This window comes from Cellulomonas sp. KU4C, from assembly GCF_056868065.1.
On sequence record NZ_CP200322.1, the window covers coordinates 3,186,573 to 3,205,699 of the forward strand.

General features: G+C 74.5%; 19 protein-coding genes, 4 tRNA genes and 1 pseudogene. 6 read left to right on the forward strand and 18 right to left on the reverse strand.

Translation table 11 applies throughout. The features are described from left to right. Positions 1 to 5 precede the first annotated feature (5 nt). From AC1VL8_RS15175 to AC1VL8_RS15195, 5 genes are all read right to left on the reverse strand, one after another. Positions 6 to 1,007 (reverse strand): phosphatidylinositol mannoside acyltransferase, encoded by a 1,002-nt coding sequence (locus AC1VL8_RS15175; protein WP_483075747.1) that lies wholly within the window; start codon positions 1,005 to 1,007, stop codon positions 6 to 8. Next, positions 1,004 to 1,609 carry a phosphatidylinositol phosphate synthase gene (gene pgsA / locus AC1VL8_RS15180; protein WP_389229479.1) on the reverse strand — a complete coding sequence of 202 codons (606 nt, stop codon included), beginning with the start codon at positions 1,607 to 1,609 and terminating at the stop codon, positions 1,004 to 1,006. Before pgsA ends, AC1VL8_RS15175 begins: the two co-directional genes overlap by 4 nt. Before the next feature lie 7 nt (positions 1,610 to 1,616). Further along, positions 1,617 to 2,204: an HIT family protein gene (locus tag AC1VL8_RS15185; protein WP_483075748.1), complete on the reverse strand. Its 588-nt coding sequence runs from the start codon at positions 2,202 to 2,204 to the stop codon at positions 1,617 to 1,619. A gap of 4 nt (positions 2,205 to 2,208) precedes the next feature. Beyond that, positions 2,209 to 4,224 carry a threonine--tRNA ligase gene (gene thrS / locus AC1VL8_RS15190; protein ID WP_483075749.1) on the reverse strand — a complete coding sequence of 672 codons (2,016 nt, stop codon included), beginning with the start codon at positions 4,222 to 4,224 and terminating at the stop codon, positions 2,209 to 2,211. 132 nt (positions 4,225 to 4,356) lie between these two features. Next, positions 4,357 to 4,428, reverse strand: a tRNA-Val gene (locus AC1VL8_RS15195). Positions 4,429 to 4,666: 238 nt separating this feature from the next. Here AC1VL8_RS15195 and AC1VL8_RS15200 point away from each other — a divergent pair. Next, the gene (locus AC1VL8_RS15200; protein WP_389229488.1) at positions 4,667 to 5,095 is read left to right on the forward strand and encodes an SsgA family sporulation/cell division regulator; all 429 of its coding nucleotides are present in this window, start codon (positions 4,667 to 4,669) and stop codon (positions 5,093 to 5,095) included. A gap of 11 nt (positions 5,096 to 5,106) precedes the next feature. On the opposite strand, the gene AC1VL8_RS15205 is transcribed toward AC1VL8_RS15200, so the two are convergent. From AC1VL8_RS15205 to AC1VL8_RS15215, 3 genes and pseudogenes are all read right to left on the reverse strand, one after another. Continuing rightward, positions 5,107 to 5,409 (reverse strand): aminotransferase class IV, encoded by a 303-nt coding sequence (locus tag AC1VL8_RS15205; protein WP_483075750.1) that lies wholly within the window; start codon positions 5,407 to 5,409, stop codon positions 5,107 to 5,109. Between the two features lie 46 nt (positions 5,410 to 5,455). Then, a pseudogene (locus AC1VL8_RS15210) lies at positions 5,456 to 6,019 on the reverse strand (aminotransferase class IV); the annotation flags it as partial. Beyond that, positions 5,941 to 7,053: a chorismate-binding protein gene (locus tag AC1VL8_RS15215; RefSeq protein ID WP_483075751.1), complete on the reverse strand. Its 1,113-nt coding sequence runs from the start codon at positions 7,051 to 7,053 to the stop codon at positions 5,941 to 5,943. The pseudogene AC1VL8_RS15210 and the gene AC1VL8_RS15215, both read right to left, overlap by 79 nt. 179 nt (positions 7,054 to 7,232) lie before the next feature. Here AC1VL8_RS15215 and AC1VL8_RS15220 point away from each other — a divergent pair. From AC1VL8_RS15220 to AC1VL8_RS15230, 3 genes are all read left to right on the forward strand, one after another. Next, positions 7,233 to 7,304: transfer RNA gene (locus tag AC1VL8_RS15220), tRNA-Gly, on the forward strand. Positions 7,305 to 7,359: 55 nt separating this feature from the next. Next, positions 7,360 to 7,430: transfer RNA gene (locus AC1VL8_RS15225), tRNA-Cys, on the forward strand. Positions 7,431 to 7,459: 29 nt separating this feature from the next. After that, positions 7,460 to 7,534 (forward strand) — tRNA-Val (locus tag AC1VL8_RS15230). Between the two features lie 50 nt (positions 7,535 to 7,584). Here AC1VL8_RS15230 and AC1VL8_RS15235 read toward each other — a convergent pair. The 5 genes from AC1VL8_RS15235 to AC1VL8_RS15255 form a co-directional block, all read right to left on the reverse strand. Further along, complete coding sequence (locus AC1VL8_RS15235; protein ID WP_483075752.1) at positions 7,585 to 8,583, reverse strand: NAD-dependent epimerase/dehydratase family protein; 999 nt, start codon at positions 8,581 to 8,583, stop codon at positions 7,585 to 7,587. 219 nt (positions 8,584 to 8,802) lie between these two features. Then, positions 8,803 to 10,338: a peptidase M16 family protein gene (locus AC1VL8_RS15240; RefSeq protein ID WP_483075753.1), complete on the reverse strand. Its 1,536-nt coding sequence runs from the start codon at positions 10,336 to 10,338 to the stop codon at positions 8,803 to 8,805. A gap of 418 nt (positions 10,339 to 10,756) precedes the next feature. Then, on the reverse strand, positions 10,757 to 11,155 hold the full coding sequence (locus AC1VL8_RS15245) for a (R)-mandelonitrile lyase (protein ID WP_483075754.1): 399 nt from the start codon (positions 11,153 to 11,155) through the stop codon (positions 10,757 to 10,759). Between the two features lie 29 nt (positions 11,156 to 11,184). After that, on the reverse strand, positions 11,185 to 11,733 hold the full coding sequence (locus tag AC1VL8_RS15250; protein WP_483075755.1) for a cyclophilin-like fold protein: 549 nt from the start codon (positions 11,731 to 11,733) through the stop codon (positions 11,185 to 11,187). Between the two features lie 28 nt (positions 11,734 to 11,761). Then, a complete protein-coding gene (locus AC1VL8_RS15255) occupies positions 11,762 to 12,781 on the reverse strand; it encodes a zinc-dependent alcohol dehydrogenase family protein (RefSeq protein WP_483075756.1) in 1,020 nt (339 codons plus the stop codon). Positions 12,782 to 12,925: 144 nt separating this feature from the next. On the opposite strand from AC1VL8_RS15255, the gene AC1VL8_RS15260 reads away from it, so the two are divergent. Both AC1VL8_RS15260 and AC1VL8_RS15265 read left to right on the forward strand, forming a co-directional pair. Next, complete coding sequence (locus AC1VL8_RS15260; protein ID WP_483075757.1) at positions 12,926 to 13,849, forward strand: helix-turn-helix transcriptional regulator; 924 nt, start codon at positions 12,926 to 12,928, stop codon at positions 13,847 to 13,849. Then, on the forward strand, positions 13,846 to 14,424 hold the full coding sequence (locus AC1VL8_RS15265; protein WP_483075758.1) for a DapH/DapD/GlmU-related protein: 579 nt from the start codon (positions 13,846 to 13,848) through the stop codon (positions 14,422 to 14,424). Before AC1VL8_RS15260 ends, AC1VL8_RS15265 begins: the two co-directional genes overlap by 4 nt. Positions 14,425 to 14,430: 6 nt before the next feature. On the opposite strand, the gene AC1VL8_RS15270 is transcribed toward AC1VL8_RS15265, so the two are convergent. From AC1VL8_RS15270 to pyk, 5 genes are all read right to left on the reverse strand, one after another. Next, positions 14,431 to 15,408: a hypothetical protein gene (locus AC1VL8_RS15270; protein ID WP_483075759.1), complete on the reverse strand. Its 978-nt coding sequence runs from the start codon at positions 15,406 to 15,408 to the stop codon at positions 14,431 to 14,433. A 68-nt stretch (positions 15,409 to 15,476) separates the two neighbouring features. Continuing rightward, positions 15,477 to 16,121 carry a nucleoside/nucleotide kinase family protein gene (locus tag AC1VL8_RS15275; RefSeq protein WP_389229514.1) on the reverse strand — a complete coding sequence of 215 codons (645 nt, stop codon included), beginning with the start codon at positions 16,119 to 16,121 and terminating at the stop codon, positions 15,477 to 15,479. Between the two features lie 119 nt (positions 16,122 to 16,240). Then, positions 16,241 to 16,744, reverse strand: a complete 504-nt coding sequence (locus tag AC1VL8_RS15280) for a mycothiol transferase (RefSeq protein ID WP_483075760.1) — start codon at positions 16,742 to 16,744, stop codon at positions 16,241 to 16,243. An 84-nt stretch (positions 16,745 to 16,828) separates the two neighbouring features. Further along, entirely contained in the window at positions 16,829 to 17,458 is a 630-nt protein-coding gene (locus AC1VL8_RS15285) for an SRPBCC family protein (protein ID WP_483075761.1), read from the reverse strand. Positions 17,459 to 17,593: 135 nt separating this feature from the next. After that, a complete protein-coding gene (gene pyk, locus AC1VL8_RS15290; RefSeq protein WP_389229536.1) occupies positions 17,594 to 19,030 on the reverse strand; it encodes a pyruvate kinase in 1,437 nt (478 codons plus the stop codon). Between the last annotated feature and the right edge of the window lie 97 nt (positions 19,031 to 19,127).

The window sequence follows — 19,127 nt, forward strand, 5'->3', positions numbered from 1 at the left end:
CGCGGTCACCGGGAGCGCTCCTCGGCGGCCAGCGTCCGGGCGTAGCGCTCCGGGTCGAGGTCGGCGACGAACACCTTCTGGAGCATGTGCCAGTCCTGCGGCGCCCGCGCGATGCCGGCGCCGAGGTCGTCCACCCAGGCCTGGGTCAGCGCGGCGACGCGCTCGGACCGCGGCACGTCGTCGGGCGTGGTCAGCAGCCGGCCGAACTCGATGACGATCCCCCAGGGCGTGCCCGCGGCGCGACGGCGCTCGCCGTGCAGCCGCTCGTAGGTGATCGACGCCGTGCACAGCGGGGCGCCGGTCGCGACCGCCAGCGCGGCGGGCCCGGCGGCGACGCGCGCGCGCTCGCCGAACAGGTCGACCTCGACCCCCCGGGACGTGAGGTCCCGGTCGGCCAGGAGCGGCAGCAGCCCGCCGACCGGCTGCCGCACGGCCCGGACGAGCTCGCGGAACACCCCGCCGCCCGCGGTCTCCAGCGGGATGATCTCCAGGCCCAGGCCCTGCCGGAACCGCAGGAACTCCTGGAACAGCGCCTCGGGCTTGAGCCGCTCGGCGACCGTGACGGTCCGGCCGAGGTTGCGGGTGGCGTACGCGCCGGCCAGGTCCCAGTTGCCCAGGTGCCCGAGCGCGAGGACCGTCATCCGGCCCTCGGCGATCGTCGCCCGGATCAGCTCCGGGTTCACCAGCCGCACCCGGGCGTCGATCTGCGCGTGCGACACCCCGACCAGCGCGAACGCCTCGCCGAAGTACCGCATGTACGACCGCATCCCGAGCAGCCCGAGCCGGCGGATCTCCTCCGGGCGCGCCTGCGGGCGGACGCGGCGCAGGTTGGCCTCGAGCTGCCGGACCCCCGCGCCGCGGCGCAGCCAGACCACGTCGGCGATCAGCCGGAACACCCCGCGGACCACCGGGTCGGGGACCTTGCCGACGACCCGCCAGGCGAACGCGTAGGCGCGCGCGACGTCGATCCGGCCGCGTCGGGGGCCGAGGGCCTGCGGGGCGGTCACGCGGCTCCCACCGCCTGGCGCCGCACGGTGGCCATCCGCTGCACGATCGTCACCAGCGAGGCGACGGCCAGCAGCGCCAGCACGACGACCAGCACGACCTGCGGCAGACCCAGACCGACGAGCAGGGTCGCGACCAGCACCGCCGCGAGCCGGTCGGCGCGCTCGGCGATCCCGACCTGCGCGGTCATGCCCAGCCCCTCGGCACGCGCCCGGGCGTACGGGACCACCGAGCCGAGCACCAGGCACGCCAGCGCGGTCCCGACGCCCCACGAGTCGCCGTCGCCCACGAAGTACAGCACCAGGCCGGAGAAGATCGCCGCGTCGCCGAACCGGTCGAGCGTCGAGTCGAGGAACGCCCCCCACGGCCCGGAGCGACCGGCGCGCCGCGCCATCACCCCGTCCAGGCTGTCGGTGAGCACGAACACCGCGATCACGAGGCTCGCGGCGAGGAAGTGCCCGGTCGGGTACAGCCACAGGGCGGTGACGACGACCGCCACCGTGCCGGTGATCGTCACCGCGTCGGGCGACACCCCGCGCTTGAGGAGCGCGTCGGCCACGGGCGTGAAGATCCGCGTCATGGCCCCGCGCAGTCGGTTCAGCACGTGCGGGTCATCCCTTCTGGTGGTCGGCGGCGGGCCAGCCGGCCGCCAGCCGTGCGCGCGTGTCCGCGAGCAGCTCGGGCAGCGCGCGCGTCCGGCCGACGACCGGCAGGAAGTTCGCGTCGCCCGACCAGCGCGGCACGACGTGCTGGTGCAGGTGCGCGGCGATGCCGGCCCCCGCGACGTCGCCCTGGTTCATGCCCAGGTTGAACCCGTGCGGGCCGGAGACCGCGCGCAGCACCCGCATCGCCGTGCGGGTCAGCTCCGCGACCTCGGCGACCTCCGCGTCGGTCAGGTCCGTGTAGTCGGCGACGTGCCGGTACGGGACCACCAGCACGTGCCCGCCGTTGTACGGGTAGAGGTTGAGCACGACGTAGGCGACGGCGCCCCGCGCCACCACCAGGCCGTCCTCGTCGGTCAGCGACGGGATGCGGCAGAACGGGCACCCGTCACCGGCGGCGTCGTCGGCGGGCTTGTTCTCGCCGCCGATGTACGCCATCCGGTGCGGGGTCCACAGCCGGCCGAAGCCGTCGGGCACGCCCGGCAGCGCGGCGGCGTCCTGGGCCACCGCGCCGTCGGGTCGGTCGTCCTCGGGCACCGGGTCAGACCTGCGCGTGCTCGCGGACCGCGGTCACGACGCGCTGCACGGCCTCGGCCACCGGCACGCCGTTCTCCTGGCGGCCGTCGCGGTACCGGAACGACACCGCGCCGGCCTCCGCGTCCTCACCCCCCGCGATCAGCACGAACGGGATCTTCTGCGTGCTCGCGTTGCGGATCTTCTTGCCGAACCGGTCGCTGGACCGGTCGAGCTCGGCACGGATCCCCTGGGCCTTCAGCTGCGCGACGACGTCCTCGAGGTACGGCTCGAACGGCTCGGCGACCGGCACCGCGAGCACCTGGACCGGCGCGAGCCAGGCCGGGAACGCCCCCGCGTAGTGCTCGGTGAGCACCGCGAAGAACCGCTCGATCGACCCGAACAGGGCACGGTGGATCATCACCGGCCGCTGGCGGGTGCCGTCGGCGGCGGTGTACGCGAGCTCGAACCGCTCAGGCAGGTTGAAGTCGAGCTGGATGGTCGACATCTGCCAGGTGCGGCCGATGGCGTCCTTCGCCTGGACCGAGATCTTCGGGCCGTAGAACGCGGCGCCGCCCGGGTCGGGGACCAGCTCGAGGCCGGACTCCTCGGCGACCTGACGCAGGGTCTCGGTCGCCTCCTCCCACGCGGCGTCCTCGCCGACCGACTTCTCGGGGTTGCGGGTCGACAGCTCCAGGTAGAAGTCGTCGAGGCCGTAGTCCTTGAGCAGGTCGAGGACGAAGGTGAGCAGGCTGGTGAGCTCCCCCTTCATCTGGTCGCGGGTGCAGTAGATGTGCGCGTCGTCCTGCGTGAAGCCGCGCGCGCGGGTCAGGCCGTGCACCACGCCGGACTTCTCGTACCGGTACACCGTGCCGAACTCGAACAGCCGCAGCGGCAGCTCGCGGTACGACCGGCCCCGGGAGTCGAAGATCAGGTTGTGCATCGGGCAGTTCATCGGCTTGAGGTAGTAGTTCTGCCCCGCCTTGCGGATGTTGCCGTCCGCGTCGCGCTCCTCGTCCAGCTGCATGGGCGGGTACATGCCGTCGGCGTACCAGTCCAGGTGGCCCGAGATCTCGAAGAGCTGCTGCTTGGTGATGTGCGGGGAGTTCACGAACGAGTAGTCCGCCTCGACGTGCTTGCGCCGCGAGTACTCCTCCATCTCCATGCGGATGATGCCGCCCTTGGGGTGGAACACCGCCAGGCCGGAGCCGATCTCGTCCGGGAACGAGAACAGGTCGAGCTCGGTGCCCAGCCGGCGGTGGTCGCGGCGCTCGGCCTCGGCCACGCGGTCCAGGTACGCCTTCAGCTCGTCCTTGGTCGGCCACGCGGTGCCGTAGACGCGCTGCAGCTGCGGGTTCTTCTCGGACCCGCGCCAGTAGGCGGCCGCCGACCGGGTCAGCTGGAACCCGTTGCCGAGCAGCTTCGTGCTGGGCAGGTGCGGGCCGCGGCACAGGTCCTGCCACACGACCGTCTCGGTCTCCCGGCCCGCGCCGCGCACGTTCTGGTAGTAGGTGAGGCCGCCCTGGCCGACCTCGACCGACGCGCCCTCGCCCGCGGTGTCGGCCGTGGACTTCAGGCCGATCAGCTCGAGCTTGTAGGGCTCGTCCGCCGCCAGCGCGCGCGCCTCGTCGTCCGTGACCTCGACCCGGCGGAAGGTCTGCCCCTCCTTGACGATCCGGGACATCACCTTCTCCAGGGCCTTCAGGTCCTCCGGGGTGAACGGGTCCGCGACGTCGAAGTCGTAGTAGAAGCCGTCGGTCACCGGCGGGCCGATGCCCAGCTTCGCGGTCGGGTTGACCTCCTGCACCGCCTGCGCGAGCACGTGCGCGGCGGAGTGGCGCAGGACGGCCAGCCCGTCGGGCGAGTCGATGGTGACGGCCTCGACGACGGCACCGTCGGGCAGCGGCCGGGACAGGTCCCACAGCTCCCCGTCGACGCGGGCGACGACGACCTCGCGGCGCGCGGAGAACAGGTCCGTGCCCGTCGTCCCCGCCTCGGCCGTGGTGCTGGTGCCGTCGACGGTGAGGGTGATGAGCTCGGACACGTGCATGGTCTCCTCGGGTCGGGCCCGCGCCGGACACGCGGGATCCTCGGACGATGCTACCGACCGGTTCACCCGGTCCGTGGAACGACGACGGCCCCGGGTCCGCTGGGGACCTCGGGGCCGTCGTGCCGGTGGGCGATACTGGGTTCGAACCAGTGACCTCTTCGGTGTGAACGAAGCGCGCTACCACTGCGCCAATCGCCCGGCGGGAAAGGACTCTACCCGAACCCGGGGCCAACTCCGAAACCGGGCGCCGCACCGGGCCGGCAGGGGCGGCAGATCCGCGCCACCAGCGGGATCGGCGCCCCTCGCGACCACCGCGCACGGCACGTCGGGGGTCACCCGTGCGGCCTACCGGGTGAAACTCGCCGCCCGACCTCGGCACCTGGCGCCCCGGCTGTCATGATGGTCGTCTCGCGTGACGTGTGTGAAGGAGGATGCAGTGGCCCAGCGCTCGTACGACGTCGTCGAGTCCGTCGCCATGCAGCTCATCAGCTCCGATGCCAGCGTCCTGCCGGTCACCGCGGAGCTGTCGTACCGCGTGAGCGACCCCTACACGGTGCGCGCCGTGTTCACCAGCCCCCAGTCCACGTCGGTGTGGCTCCTGGGTCGCGAGCTCCTGCTCCAGGGGATGCTCGCCGACTCCGAGGACCCGGCCGGCTCCGGGGACGTCCAGGTGTGGCGCGACGAGGACCCGCTGTTCACCCTCATCTCGCTGACCGGCATCGAGGGCAGCGCGCTGCTCGCGTCGCCCTCCGAGCCCCTCGAGCGGTTCCTCACCGCGACCGAGCAGCTCGTCGCGCTCGGCACCGAGAGCGACCGCATGGAGGGCGAGATCGCCGCCCTCATCGCGGCGCTGCTCACCGCCTGACCCCGCCCCTCTCAGGGATCGGGGTCCGCACCCGCGCGCTCGGCGAACAGCCGGGCGACCTCGTCGACCAGCGGTCCCGGCGACACCGGCGCCCCGTCGAGCACGCGCACGGCCACGAACCCGCGCAGCGACCCGCTGAGCGCGAGGTGCGCGGCCCCCCGGGCGACGTCGTCCAGCACCGACCACGGCAGCGCGTCGGCGGGCGCCTCCCGCACCGGCAGGTCCGCACCCGCCGCCCACTCCAGGACGAGCGCGCGCGTCACGCCCGGCAGGCAGCCCGACGACAGCTCCGGCGTCAGCAAGCTCGCCGTCACGCTCGACGAACACGTTCGACCCCGTGCCCTCGCAGAGCGCGCCCCGGCTGTTCGCGAGCACGGCCTCGTTGCCGCCCGCACGGGTCGCGGCGGCCAGGGCCAGCACGTCCGCCGCGTAGGACGTCGACTTGTGCCCGGCGAGCGGCGACCGCTCACCCCGCACCCACGCGCTGCGCACCACGTGCGCCGGGCCCCGCACGGGCGCCGGCCCGCCGGTGACCAGCAGCGTGGGCCGGCCGGCGCCGGGCGTGCCGGGCGTCACCGTGACGCGCACCCGCCCGAGCCCGGCACCACCGGCCGCCAGCACCGCCGCCACGCCCGCCCGCGCCTCGTCGAGGTCGACCATCGGCAGGTCCAGCGCCCGCAGCGACGCCGCGAGCCGGTCCAGGTGCCGGGTGAGCGCGAACGCGTGACCGCCGGACACCGCGCAGGTCTCGAACACCCCGAGCCCGGTGGTCAGCCCCGGGTCGAGCGCCGTCACCAGCGGCTCACCGGGGTCCCGCAGCCGGCCACCGGCCCACACCACGCTCGTCACGGCCGCCAGTCTCCCACCGGGGTGCCCGACGCCAGCGCGACCAGGCGGCGCGCCTTCAGCTCCGTCTCCCGCCACTCCGCGTCCGCGTCGCTCCCCCAGGTGATCCCCGCGCCGGTGCCGAACCGCAGCACGCCGTCGCGCCACACGAACGTGCGGATGCCCACGGCGAGCTCGGCCCGCACGGACCCGTCCGCGCCGACATCCACCCACCCCACCGCCCCGCAGTACGGGCCGCGCGGGACGGGCTCGAGCCGGGCGATCAGGTCGAGGGCCGAGGACTTCGGGGCACCGGACACCGAGCCCGGCGGGTAGGTCGCCGCGAGCAGCGGACCCCACAGGTCCCCCGCTCCCCGCACGTCCGGACGCAGCCGACCCCGCACCGTCGAGACCAGGTGGGCCAGACCGGGGTGCTCCTCGACGCCGAGCAGCGTCGTCACCTCGACCGTGCCCGGCTCGCACACCCGCTGCAGGTCGTTGCGCACCAGGTCGGTGATCATCACGTTCTCGGCGCGGTCCTTGTCCGTCAGACCCGCCGCGGTCACCGCCGTGCCCTTGATCGGCGCGGAGGTCACCCAGCCGTCCTCGACCCGCAGGTACAGCTCCGGGGACGCGGTGACGACCCAGACACCCGGCAGGTCGCCGCCGCCCGGCACCTGCACGCCGCCCGCGTAGGGCGCGGGGTTCCCCGCCGCCAGCGCCACGCCCAGCGCCCGGGCGTCCGGCTCCCTGCCGTGCTCGGCCGGCAGGGGCGCGGACAGGACCCGGCAGAGGTTCGCCTGGTACACCGTGCCCTCGCGGACGGCCTCGCGCAGCGCGGCCACCGCGTCGACGTAGCCCTGCTCGTCCACCGACGACGTCCACGAGTCCGGGTCGGGACCACGCCAGCCGGCGGCCGCGGGTCCAGGCCCGTCGCTCCCCCGCTCGTGCCCGAACCGCCAGGCCGCGACGGGCCCGTCGAAGTCCCCCACCAGCACCCACCGCCCCGGCACCGCGAGCCGCCACGGCTCGGCGGCCACGTCCGGCACGTGCTCGACGGGGTCACGCAGCACCCACCCGCCGAACCACGCGGTCCCCGGGCGCGACGGACGCGACTCAGCACTGTGCACCACGTCACGGTAGCCACCCCCGACGGCCCTCCCGACCACCCACGACACCCGCCAGGACCCCCGGATCCGCGTGATCACGCGGGACACCCGAGGTCAGGGGGACCAATTGGACTCTCCCCGCAGAAGTCGGCTAATGTTCTCGACGCACCAGGAACGCCGGTGAGAACCGGCGGGACAGGCGTGCGGACGTGGCTCAGTGGTAGAGCATCACCTTGCCAAGGTGAGGGTCGCGGGTTCGAATCCCGTCGTCCGCTCGGAGGCAGACACTCCCGGCCGACCTTCATCGGTCGCTGAGGACTGAGGTCTCAGGGTGGAGTGGCCGAGAGGCGAGGCAGCGGCCTGCAAAGCCGTCCACACGGGTTCGAATCCCGTCTCCACCTCGTAGTAACGCGGTGCTCTCGAGCACCACGGGCGATTGGCGCAGCGGTAGCGCGCTTCCCTGACACGGAAGAGGTCACTGGTTCGATCCCAGTATCGCCCACCAGCAGAGCCCTAGGTCACAGACCTGGGGCTCTTGCCGTGTCCTGGGTTGCCTCACGCCGTCTCTCCGTACCGCGCGACCAGCTCGGCCTCCCGCTCACTGCTCAGGCCGGCGCGCAGTGCGCCGGCGTCGCGGGCGCGCGCCCACTCCAGGGTGTCCCGGACGGTGTCCACCAGCGGGCGTGTCCGCAGTCCCGCGCTCACCGCGCGCGAGGCGTCGACCCGGAAGAAGCCGCGCATGTCGAGATCCGCGGGTGGGAGCCACAGGGGAAGGTCCAGCCACGGGCGCACCCCCTCCGCGGCCATCTGCTCCCCGCTCAGCTGCACGGGTCGCAGCTCCACGCCGGCGACGTCCGCGACGACCTGGGCGAGGCGAGCGAACGGCACGTGGTCAGCAGCCGCGTTGTACACCCCGCGGTCGCGGCTCACGCCCAGCTGGACCATCCACGCGGCCAGGTCACGGGCGTCGATGTACTGGACCGCGGAGTCCAGGTCGGGCGGGACGACGTGCGGACCGGCCCCGCTGAGCCGGAGCACCCAGTACGTCAGGCGGTCCGACGGGTCGTGGGGCCCGACGACGACGGTCGGCCGGACGATCGTCCGACTCGCGAACAGGTCAGTGACGCGTGCCTCGCACAACGCCTTGAGCGGACCGTAGGACGCGCCGTCGACCTCGGTCGGCACGGGGCCGTCGAGCCGGCCGAGGGCTGCTTCCTCCGTCGTCCCGGGACGGCGGAGATCGGCGTAGGCGGAGACGCTGGAGACGAGGACGTAGTGCCCGCACCCCTCCACCAGATGAGCAGCGGTGCGGTCGACCTGGTCGGGGTGGAAGGCCGACAGGTCGAACACGACGTCCCACGTGCTTCCGTCGAGGGCGGAGACGTCGCCGTCGCGGTCGCCCCGCAGCCGGACGAGCGTGTCGAACAGGGCCGGCTGCGTGACCCCCCGGTTGAACAAGGTCACGTCCCATCCCGCCGCGACGAGCGCCTCGACGAGGTGCACCCCGAGGAACTCGGTCCCGCCCAGCACCAGGGCCCTCTGTCCACGTGACATGGCTCACGACCGTACCCCGGGCAGATCGCACCGGGATCGCGGGGCGCCGGTGGCGAGCCTGGGGGCCTGCGAGCGGCGCTTGCTGGGGCTCGCCTGACCGCGGCCCGGGCCGCCTCGCCGACAACGACGCGTGCAGCGGGCAGGTCCTCACCACCCGCGCCAGCCGGAAGGCGCGCGGCCGGCGGCTCGCCGGCGTGCACCCGCTCGACCCGCGGCGGGTCATCCCGGCAGGTGCAGGACCTCTGCGTCCAGGTGATCCCAGAAGTGCTTCCACCACCGGGCCGCGCCACGGAAGTGCCGGGGGTTGACCGCGATCCGACCGCCGGCGTGGGTGAGCAGCGTGACCGTGCCGTCGGGGTCGGTCTCGGTGACGACGACGTCGCGGGCGTCGAACCGCAACGCGGGCCCGTCGCGAGGGATCAGGGTGAGGTGCCCGGGCCCGATCCACAGGTGCACACCGCGCACCGGGCCGGTGAGGCGTGGGTAGTACCCGCGGGTCGGGCGGAACCGAGCGCCGCCCGTCGCCGAGCCGGTGGCAGGTGCGTGGGTGAGGAGCTCGCGGCGCACCTCGGCGGCGGGGCGCCTGTCGGTGGTGACCACGTCGCGGCGGTCCAGCCCTGCTGCGGCGAGCCTGCACCTGGTGTCGTCCGTGAGGTCACTGCCCTCGGGCACCGTCAGCACCAGGGTGGAGGCGAGGTCCCCCACGCGGTCTCGGACGTCGGAGACGGACAGCTGCTGCACGGCGCGCTGAGTTCGGGCGACGTCGACCCGGTCCTCGCCACGCAGCTCGTCGGTCACCTCGCCCACGAACCGCGCGAACAGCTCGATCGGCTCGGACAGGTGCGTCGACACCACCGTCCGGGCGTCCTCCAGGAGGCGTTCGCCCGGCCCGGTGTCGGCGAGCTCGTCCAGCACGCGGAGCGCACGGCCGACCGTGGCGTCGACCACCTGCGGGAGCGGGTCCAGCGTGACGAGCAGGGCACGTCGTCCGGGTCCGGTCGCGCAGATCGTGGACTCAGCGCTGTAGATCAGGGCGTGCTCGTGTCTCAGGTCCCTCATCAGGGAACGCACCAGCACCTCGTGGACCAGGACGTCGCCGGGCACCTGCTCGGCGTCGAACGAGAGGGTCACCGCACCCGTGTCGGTCTCGCAGAACGCCCGTCGCGACGACCGGGCACTCGCCCGCCACACCTGGTCGCTGCGGTCCGGACCGTCGGGCAGCTGGACACCCCACGGGCCGTCGGGCTCGAACGACAGAGCGACACGTGCGTGCGGGGCCACGAACCACCTGCGAGCGAACGCGCGGACATCCTCGGCCGTGGCACGCATGGCGCCGATCTCGGGCAGCTCGGCCAGGCCAGGTCCCGCGCACCCGTACCGCGCCGTCCACGGTCCGATCACCCCGGTCGTCCTCCTGGCCTGCTCCGTGGCGAGCACCCACTGCTGCTGGGCGACCAGCTCGGACGACGGACCACGGTGCACCGCGCAGATCGCGTCCGCGACCGCACGCACGAACTCCAGCACCTGCGCCCGGGTACCCGCGGCCTCGAACACCACGCACTCGGCGCCCGAGGTGGCGTTGGCGTCGAACGGCAGGTCCCCGACCTGCTGCATCACCAGGTGCTCCACGAGATGGTGCATCCCGGCCGACCGCACATCGAGGTGACTCGTCCCCACCCCGACGATCAGCACCCCGGCCTCGCGGTCCAGACCCGGTGCCGCACGCCACTGCACGGGTACCTCGGCGGTCCTCATCACCACAATGCCTCCTCACGGCGGCTCGGGGGTTCTGATCCCTGGTCGAAGGACCGCCATACTCCTGCGTGCTGGTGATTCGCCACCACGTCGCGAACCGCTTCGGCCCGCTGCTGGGCGGCCGAGGGCTGCGCAGGCACGAGCACCACCGCCACCAACGAGCCGACCACGGCCGCCGCCGTCAGGCCACGCCCCACCACCCTGCGCATCCGGGCGGCCCGGGAGGAAGCAGACGGCAGGGATCGGATCGCGTGCACGCGGAGCAGGCCTTCCCCGGGGGCGAGCGGCGACCGAGGACCGGATCACCTGGTCCGGGACCGTAGGGAGCCCCGCGGTGCACTCAGCACCGCTCGACCGCGTTCGACGGGGGTGCCGGCAGGAACTCCGTAGTGGAGCAGGCCGAGCACGTACCCCGGGGTCAGCTCCCCTGGTAGTCCTCGTCGGTCACGTGCTCGAGCCACGTCACGACCCGCCCCTGGTCGTCGGCCTCCTGCATCGCGACGTGCGCCATGAACCGCTCGGGCGTGGCGCCGTGCCAGTGCTCCTCGCCGGGCTCGATGAACACGACGTCGCCGGGGCGGATCTCCTGCGGCTCGCCGCCGCGACGGGCGACGTAGCCGATGCCGTCGGTCACGTAGAGGGTCTGGCCGCGGGGGTGGCGGTGCCACGCGGTGCGCGCTCCCGGCGCGAACCGGACGTGCGCGCACCCGATCGCGGACTGCTCGTCGGGGTCGCGCACGCCGTCGATGGAGACGGTGCCGGTGAACCAGTCGGCAGGGCCCGCGACGGTCCGGCCGCCGCTCGGGGTGATCTTCATGGTCGTCTCCTCCTGGTGGTGGGTGCGGGTCAGCTGTCGGCGGGTGCGAGGGTCACGGTGACCTGGTCGGGCCCGTCGGCGAGCAGGTCGATCGCGCTCGCGTCGAACGTGCCCAGGCGGGAGATGCCCGTCCAGTAGCCGACGTCGCCGTAGTAGAGGACCAGGTCCGACGAGGGCGCGTACCAGCCGATCTCGCCGGGTCCGGGGTCGTCCCCCGCGGGCATGCCCGTCATGTCGACCGGCGGGTCGAGCCGCCCGGTCTTCTCGAGCCCGTTGTGGTCACGCAGCGTCAGCGTGACCGGCAGGCGCGCCGCCAGCGCCCGGGCTCCGGGGTTGTCCCAGAGCACTCCCGGGACGGTGGTGCCGTCGACGGTGAGCAGGACCGGGGTGCCGTCCGAGGCGGGCTGGGCTGCGGCGGTCGGGTCCGGCGTGGCGCCGGGTGGGGGCGTCATGGTGGTGCTCCTCTCGGTCGGGGTCGGGCTTGTGGTCGCAGGTCGCGGGGCGTCGCAGCCGGCCAGGGCCAGCAGGGCGACCGCGGTGGCGACGACGGGCCACGCCCGGGTGGTGCGGTTGCTCATGGACCTGCTCCTCGGCGTCCGCGGGCGGTCAGAAGGTCAGGAGCACCTTCGTGGCGCGGCGCTCGTCCATCGCCCGGTACGCCTCGGCGGCCTCCTCGATCGGCAGCGTCAGGTCGAAGACCTGGCCCGGGTCGATCTCGCGGTCCCAGATCAGCCGGACCAGCTCGGGCAGGAACCGGCGCACGGGGGCCGGGCCGCCGTGCAGGTGCACGCCGGAGAAGAACAGCTCCTCGCCGGGGAGCGCGACGTCGTGCGAGACGCCGACGTACCCGACGTGCCCGCCGGCGCGGGTGGCGCGGACCGCCTGCATCATCGACTCCTGGGTGCCGACCGCCTCGATGGTGCTGAGCGCCCCGAGGCCGCCGGTGAGCTCCTTGATCCGGGCCACGCCCGCGTCACCGCGCTCCTCGACGACGTCCGTGGCGCCGAACCGGCGCGCGAGCGCCTGCCGGTCGGCGTGCCGGGACATCGCGATGACCCGCTCGGCGCCCAGCCGGCGCGCGGCGAGCACGCCGAGCAGGCCCACGGCCCCGTCTCCGACGACCGCGACGGTCTTCCCTGGCCCGACCTGGGCGGCGACCGCCGCGAACCAGCCGGTGCCGAGCACGTCGGACGCGGCCAGCAGCGACGGGATCAGGTCCGGGTCCGGGGTCCCGGGGGTCGCGACGAGCGTGCCGTCGGCGTGCGGGATGCGCGCGTACTCGGCCTGCGCGCCCGGGGCGGCGCCGGGGCCGCGGTGCACGCAGTGGGACTGGTAGCCGGCGCGGCAGATCTCGCAGGTGTTGTCCGAGGAGAAGAACGACCCGACGACGAAGTCCCCGACCCGGATCTCGCGGACGCCCGCGCCGACCTCCTCGACGACACCCACGTACTCGTGTCCCATCGGCTGGTGGTCGACCGCGTCGGTGCCGCGGTAGGGCCACAGGTCGGAGCCGCAGACGCAGGTCGCGGCGAGCCGGATGATCGCGTCGGTCGGCTCGACGAGGGTCGGCCGCTCGGTGTCGTCGACGCGGACGTCGCCGGGGGCGTACATGATGACGGCGCGCATGGTGCTGCCTCTCTCTGACGGTGGGTGCGGTCCCCAGCCAACTCCCCGCGCCGCCGCCCGGGGAGTCCCTGCCGAGGGGTGTACCGGCAGGGCGCCCCACGGCGGGGCCTGTCTCGGCGCGCGCGCCGGGCCTACCGTCGGGGCATGGACAACCGAGCGGATGTGCGCGAGTTCCTCATGTCACGGCGCGCCAAGGTCACGCCGCAGGACGCGGGCGTCGTCGGCGGCGCGAACCGGCGCGTCCCGGGGCTGCGTCGCAGCGAGGTCGCGGCGCTGGCCGGGGTGAGCGTGGAGTACTACGCGAAGCTCGAGCGGGGCGCGATCGGCGGAGCGTCCGCGTCGGTCCTGGACGCCGTCGCGCGGGCGCTGCGGCTCGACGACACCGAGCGCGCGCACCTGCTCGACCTGGCCCGCGCGGCCGACGGCGTGCCGTCCTCGGGCCGCGCCCGTCGGCGCGCGACCCGGTCGTCCGTGGCCCGGCCGAGCCTGCAGTGGGCGCTGGCGGCGATCACCGACGGGGTGGCGTTCGTCCGCGACCAGCGCCAGGACCTGCTCGCGACGAACGCGCTGGGCCGGGCGTTCTACTCCCCCGTCCTCGGTGACGGCGGCCGCGTGCCGAACCTCGCCCGGTTCCAGTTCCTCGACCCGGCGGCGCGCGACTTCTACCCGGACTGGGACCTGTTCGCGGAGATGTGCGTCGCGATCATGCGGACCGAGGCCGGCCGCGACCCGCACGACAAGGGGCTGCAGGACCTCGTCGGCGAGCTGTCGACCCGCAGCGACGTGTTCCGCCGCCTGTGGGGCGCGCACGACGTCCGCACGCACGGCGCCGGCACCAAGCGGTTCCACCACCCGGTGGTCGGCGAGCTCACCCTCGCCTACGAGGAGCTCGCGATCACCGCCGAGCCCGGGCAGGTCCTGATGGTCTACACGGCCGAGCCCGGATCGGCGTCCGCCGAGCGCCTGCGGCTGCTGGCGTCGTGGGCGAGCGACCCGGCGACGACCGACCCGACGGAGATCGACCCGGCGACCACCGCCACCGCACCGGCCGGACGGGCGGACCGGTGACCGGCCTCGAGGACCTGCTCGCGCACGTCGCGCGCGGGGACGTCATCGAGGGCGGGTCGGCGCAGCACCGCGTCCTGCACGAGGCCGCGCAGGAGGCGATGCAGGTCCTCGCGGAGCTGAACGGCGGCTACCGCACGCCCGAGGAGGTGCGCGCGCTGCTCGAGCGGCTGACGGGGCGACCCGTGGACGCGTCGGTCACGCTGTTCCCGCCGTTCCTGTGCGAGTTCGGCAGGAACCTGAGGCTCGGCGCGGACGTGTTCATCAACATGGGCTGCCGGTTCCAGGACGCGGGCGGGCTGACCATCGGCGACGGCACGCTGATCGGGCACGGCTGCACCCTCACGACGCTGAACCACGCGGTCGACCCGGCCCGGCGCGCGGACATGGTGCCCGCCCCGGTCGTGATCGGCCGGAAGGTCTGGCTCGGCGCGGGGGTCACGGTCGTGCCCGGCGTGACGATCGGCGACGGCGCGGTGGTCGGCGCGGGCGCGGTGGTCACCCGCGACGTGCCCGCGGACGCGGTCGTCGCCGGGGTGCCGGCGCGGCTGGTCCGGATGACGGGGTTCGAGGCCTGACCGGCGTCACACCCCGCCGAGCAGGCGACCGAGCACCCGCTCCGCGGCCGAGCCCGCCGGCACCGGCAGCTCGACCGAGGCGTCGCCGGCGCGCAGCACGACCAGCGTGACCTCCGGGTAGCGGGGGTGCGGGTGCGACGCGACGCCGGTCAGCCGGTCGAGGGGCAGCACCAGGCGGGACTCGGAGTGCACCGGCGTCCGACCACGGACCAGCGGGTCGCGCCGGCCGAACACCTGCAGCTCCCGCCCGGTGGAGGCGAGCACGGCGGCGTGCACCGTCATCGGGTGCAGCGCGTGCACGAGGCGCGCGAGCCCGCCGCCGGCCGGGCGCACGACCTGGCGCGGGTGCGCGGCGACCGCCTGCAGGCCGGGCTCCCGGTCGGCGACCTCCCGGTAGGCCGCGACCAGCCCGATCTCCTTCTCCCCCAGAGCGCGCCGGGACAGCCGCCCGATCGCGGGGCCGAGGTCGCGGTGCGGCGCCGCCGGTCCGGATGCGGGCACCGGCCAGGCGAGGCTGCGGACCAGCTCCACGAGCTCGTCGACCGCCTCGGCGGCGGAGCCGTTGTACCGGACCGCCACGGGGGCCCCGGCGAGCGCGTGCACGACGAGCCGGCCGTCGAGCAGGTCCACGCTGGTGCCGACCGCGGCGACCTGGTCGTAGGGGAGCTCGCGGACGTCGTAGCCCCGCGCGTCCGCTGCACCGGTGCGCCGGCTGAGCACCGTGAGCCGGTCGGCGCCGAGGACCAGCAGGTGGTCGTAGAGGTCCATGTCCGGGTGGGCGTCGCGCCGCGCGACGTCCCGCGGGACCTTGAGCACCAGGTGCGCCGCGGCGAGGTCGACGGGGTGCTCCCGGTACAGGGGCGGCACGTCCTCGGGGGTCCGGACCCGGTCGACCCAGGGGCCGAACGCGTCGAACTCCGGGGTGCGGCGTTCGGGTCCGCCGTCGGCCCCGGCCGGTCTGCTGCCCGTCGTCGAGCTCCTCATGGCGCGCCTCCCTGGTCGTCGGGTCCAGGATGCCCCCGCCAGGTCCGCGTCACCAGGCACGGAGGTCCTCAGCGGTCCAGGACCCACCCCGGGCGCCGCGGGTCGTCCACGCGGACCACGACGTCGGCGACCGCCTCGGGGTCGACCTCCGCGCGGTACCGGTCCTCGGCGGGCAGCCGCCACGCGTCCTCGGGGGCGGTCCGCCGGGCCAGCGTGTCGGGGCGGACCGCGAGGTGCACGGCCAGGTCGACCGGCAGCCAGCGGCCCAGGAGCAGACCGCCGTCGAGCAGCAGGACGCTCCCGGGCGGCGCCGCGACCGGTGCGCGCCGCGCGGACCGCTCCCGCGCGGCGTCCCACAACGCCGGCAGGTAGGTGCCGTCGCCGCCGGGACCGAGCGGGTCCAGCACCTCGCGGATCAGCGCGCCGGTGTCCAGGGCGTCGTCGAGCAGGGCGTCGGGGTCGTGCCGCCCGTGCTCGAACCGCACCCCCGCCGGCCGGAGGAAGTCGGCCGCCGACACCCGGTGCGCGGCGTGCCCCCGCGCGCGCAGCGGCTCGACGAGCGCGTCCGCGAGCGCCCCCGGCGCGGTGGGTGGGGCGCCGTCGACCAGCACCCGCCACCGCCGGTCCGCGTCGTCCGCCGCGGCGAGGTCGGCGAGCACCCGGTCGACGAGGCGGTCGACCAGCACCTGCGGGGACACGGGCTCGACACGCACCGGGACAGTCTGCCCGCCGGGTGGGCGGGGTGCCGGGTGCACGGGGGGCCGGGCGCACGGGGTGCCGGGTGGGCCGGCCACCGGCGCCCCGCTGGTGCTCCCGCTGGACCGCCGTCGCGTCAGCCCCGGACGACGCCCTTGACGTACGCCGCCTGCCCCGCGTGCTCCAGCACGTCCCCGAGGACGCTCACGAGCCGCACCCCGGCGGTCACCGGCGGGTCCCAGCCCTCGTCGACGACGCGGTCCAGGTCGGCGTCCGTGAGCCCGGCCAGGTACGCGTCCGTGGCGGCGCGGGTCGCGTCCAGGTACGCACCCAGCAGATCCGCGCCCACCCGGAGCCGGGCGACCTCGTCCGGCGTCTGCCCGTACCCGGTGGCGTCCGGCCCGAACGGCAGGTCGAACCGCTCCGCGAAGCCCTGGGCCGTCCACACCTCCTGCGTGCCGGCGAGGTCCGCGACCTGCGCGTCCTCGACCCGCACGAGGTGCCAGACCAGCCAGCCGATCGTGTTCGCCTCGGGCCCGAGGCGCGCGGTCAGCTCCCGCTCCCCCAGGCCGTCCAGCACCCCGTGCACCAGGTCGCCGATCCGGCCGAACCCGTCCTGCAGCACCGCCACGCCGTCCACACCCGCTCCTCACCGGCCGCCCCGGGCGGGCGACCACCGTCGTCGTCGACCGTAGGCCGGGGGTCCTGCACGCGCGCGCCGGGGCTACGACGCGCGCTCGACCCGGTCCCGGACGCCGCGCAGCATCCGCTCGGTCATCACGGCGCTCAGGGCGGCGACCGCCTCGACCGCGACCCAACCGGCCGCCGACCGGGCGACGTAGCGCTCGCGCACCACCAGCCGCGTCGTCCCGGCCTCGTTCCCGGCGCGCAGCACGAACGCCCAGGTGTAGTCGTAGGGGGCCGGTGCGGGCTCGCCGGCCGGCGTCACGCCCGCGAGGACCAGCGCCCGCCCGGGGTCGGCGACCACGACGTCCAGCGCGACCGGCTCGGCCAGGTGCACGACGTCCCCGACCCGCACGTCCTGCCACGCCTCGACGACCTCGTCGGCCGAGTGGATCCGCAGGCCGACCAGGTTCTCGAGGGCGTCGTAGGAGTAGAAGCCACCGCGGCCCCAGCCGATCTGCGCGAGCCACGGCCAGACCGCGCCCGGGTCGGCGCGGACCGTGATCGCGCGGGTCGCGACCAGGTCGGGGGCGGGCAGCACGTCGTCGCCGGGCAGCACGGCCGCGAGCTCGACCTCCGACGCGCCCCACCGGAGCCCTGCGTGCCGCAGCACCCCGCACCCGGCGGCCAGCAGCCCCGCCCCGACCAGCACCCGTCCCGCACGCGTCATCCCCCGAGCCAACCACCCGCCGCGCGCCCAGCCCCGGGACCACGGTCCCCCGACCCGACCCGACCCGGCCCGGCCCCGACGCACGAGGGGCCCCGCAGCACCTGGCTGCGGGGCCCCTCGTGGGGTGCGGGTGGATCAGGCGACGCGACCCGAGGCGTCGTCACCGATCTTGTGCACGATGATCGAGTTCGTCGAGCCGACGACGCCGACCGGCGTGCCCGCGACGACGACCACGTAGTCGCCGACCTCGGCGAGGCCCTGCGCGCGCAGGGTGGACTCGACCTGCTGGACCATCGCGTCGGTGTGCTCGACCTGCGGCACCTCGTACGTCTGCGTGCCCCAGCTCAGCGACAGCGTGTTGCGGACCGCCGTGTTGGGCGTGAAGGCCAGCAGCGGGATCGACGAGCGCAGGCGCGACATGCGGCGGGCCGAGTCGCCCGACTGCGTGAACGTCACCAGGTACTTGACGCCCAGGGTCTCGCCGATCTCGGCGGCGGCACGGGTGATCGCGCCACCGCGGGTGTGCGGCGTGGAGCCGAGGGGGGCGATGCGCTCGCGACCCATCTCCTCCGTGGCCTCGATGATCCGGGCCATCGTGCGGACGGTCTCGATCGGGTACTCGCCGACCGAGGTCTCGCCGGACAGCATGACCGCGTCGGCACCGTCGAGCACCGCGTTGGCGCAGTCCGAGGTCTCGGCGCGCGTCGGGCGCGGGGAGTTGGTCATGGACTCGAGCACCTGGGTGGCGACGATGACCGGCTTGGCCATGCGACGGGCCATCTCGACGGCACGCTTCTGGACGAGCGGCACCTGCTCCAGCGGGAGCTCGACGCCGAGGTCACCACGGGCGACCATGATGCCGTCGAACGCGTCGACGATCTCGGCGAGGTTCTCGACGGCCTGCGGCTTCTCGACCTTGGCGATGACGGGGAGGACGCGGCCCTCCTCCTCCATGATCCGGCGGACGTCGTCGTAGTCGGCGGCGTTGCGGACGAAGGACAGGGCGATGATGTCGGCGCCGACGCGCAGGGCCCAGCGCAGGTCCTCCTCGTCCTTCTCGCTCATCGCGGGGACCGAGACGGCCACGCCGGGCAGGTTGATGCCCTTGTTGTTGGAGACCGGGCCGGCGACCTCGACGCGCGTGATGACGCGCGGGCCCTCGACGGCGGTGACGCGGACCAGCACGCGGCCGTCGTCGATCAGCAGCGGGTCGCCGACGCGGGCGTCGTCCGCGAGGCCCTTGTGCGTGGTGGAGACGAGCTCCTTGGTGCCGGGAACGTCCTCGGTGGTGATCGTGAAGACGTCACCCTCGTTGAGGTAGTGCTTCGTGTCGGTGTCGGAGAACCGGCCGAGGCGGATCTTCGGGCCCTGCAGGTCGACCAGCACGGCGACCGAGCGGCCGGAGGCCTTCGCGGCGGCGCGCACGTTGTTGTACACGCGCTCGTGCACCTCGGTGTCGCCGTGGCTGCGGTTCAGCCGCGCCACGTCCATACCGGCGTCGACAAGGGCCTGGATCTGCTCGGCGGACTCCGTGGCGGGGCCGATGGTGCAGACGATCTTCGCTCTACGCATGGGGGAAAGCCTAGGCCTTTCGTGACTGACGGTGCGGACCGAACGTCCTGGTCGGCCCGGGCCTGCCCGGGTGACGGCGAGGACGCACGCGGTTGAT

Excerpts from the sequence above, each read along its gene's own strand:
- AC1VL8_RS15235 (WP_483075752.1), bottom strand. The coding sequence starts at position 8,583 with ATGTCACGTGGACAGAGGGCCCTGGTGCTGGGCGGGACCGAGTTCCTC.
- AC1VL8_RS15240 (WP_483075753.1), bottom strand. The coding sequence starts at position 10,338 with ATGAGGACCGCCGAGGTACCCGTGCAGTGGCGTGCGGCACCGGGTCTG.
- AC1VL8_RS15245 (WP_483075754.1), bottom strand. The coding sequence starts at position 11,155 with ATGAAGATCACCCCGAGCGGCGGCCGGACCGTCGCGGGCCCTGCCGAC.
- AC1VL8_RS15250 (WP_483075755.1), bottom strand. The coding sequence starts at position 11,733 with ATGAGCAACCGCACCACCCGGGCGTGGCCCGTCGTCGCCACCGCGGTC.
- AC1VL8_RS15255 (WP_483075756.1), bottom strand. The coding sequence starts at position 12,781 with ATGCGCGCCGTCATCATGTACGCCCCCGGCGACGTCCGCGTCGACGAC.
- AC1VL8_RS15260 (WP_483075757.1), top strand. The coding sequence starts at position 12,926 with ATGGACAACCGAGCGGATGTGCGCGAGTTCCTCATGTCACGGCGCGCC.
- AC1VL8_RS15270 (WP_483075759.1), bottom strand. The coding sequence starts at position 15,408 with ATGAGGAGCTCGACGACGGGCAGCAGACCGGCCGGGGCCGACGGCGGA.
- AC1VL8_RS15285 (WP_483075761.1), bottom strand. The coding sequence starts at position 17,458 with ATGACGCGTGCGGGACGGGTGCTGGTCGGGGCGGGGCTGCTGGCCGCC.
- pyk (WP_389229536.1), bottom strand. The coding sequence starts at position 19,030 with ATGCGTAGAGCGAAGATCGTCTGCACCATCGGCCCCGCCACGGAGTCC.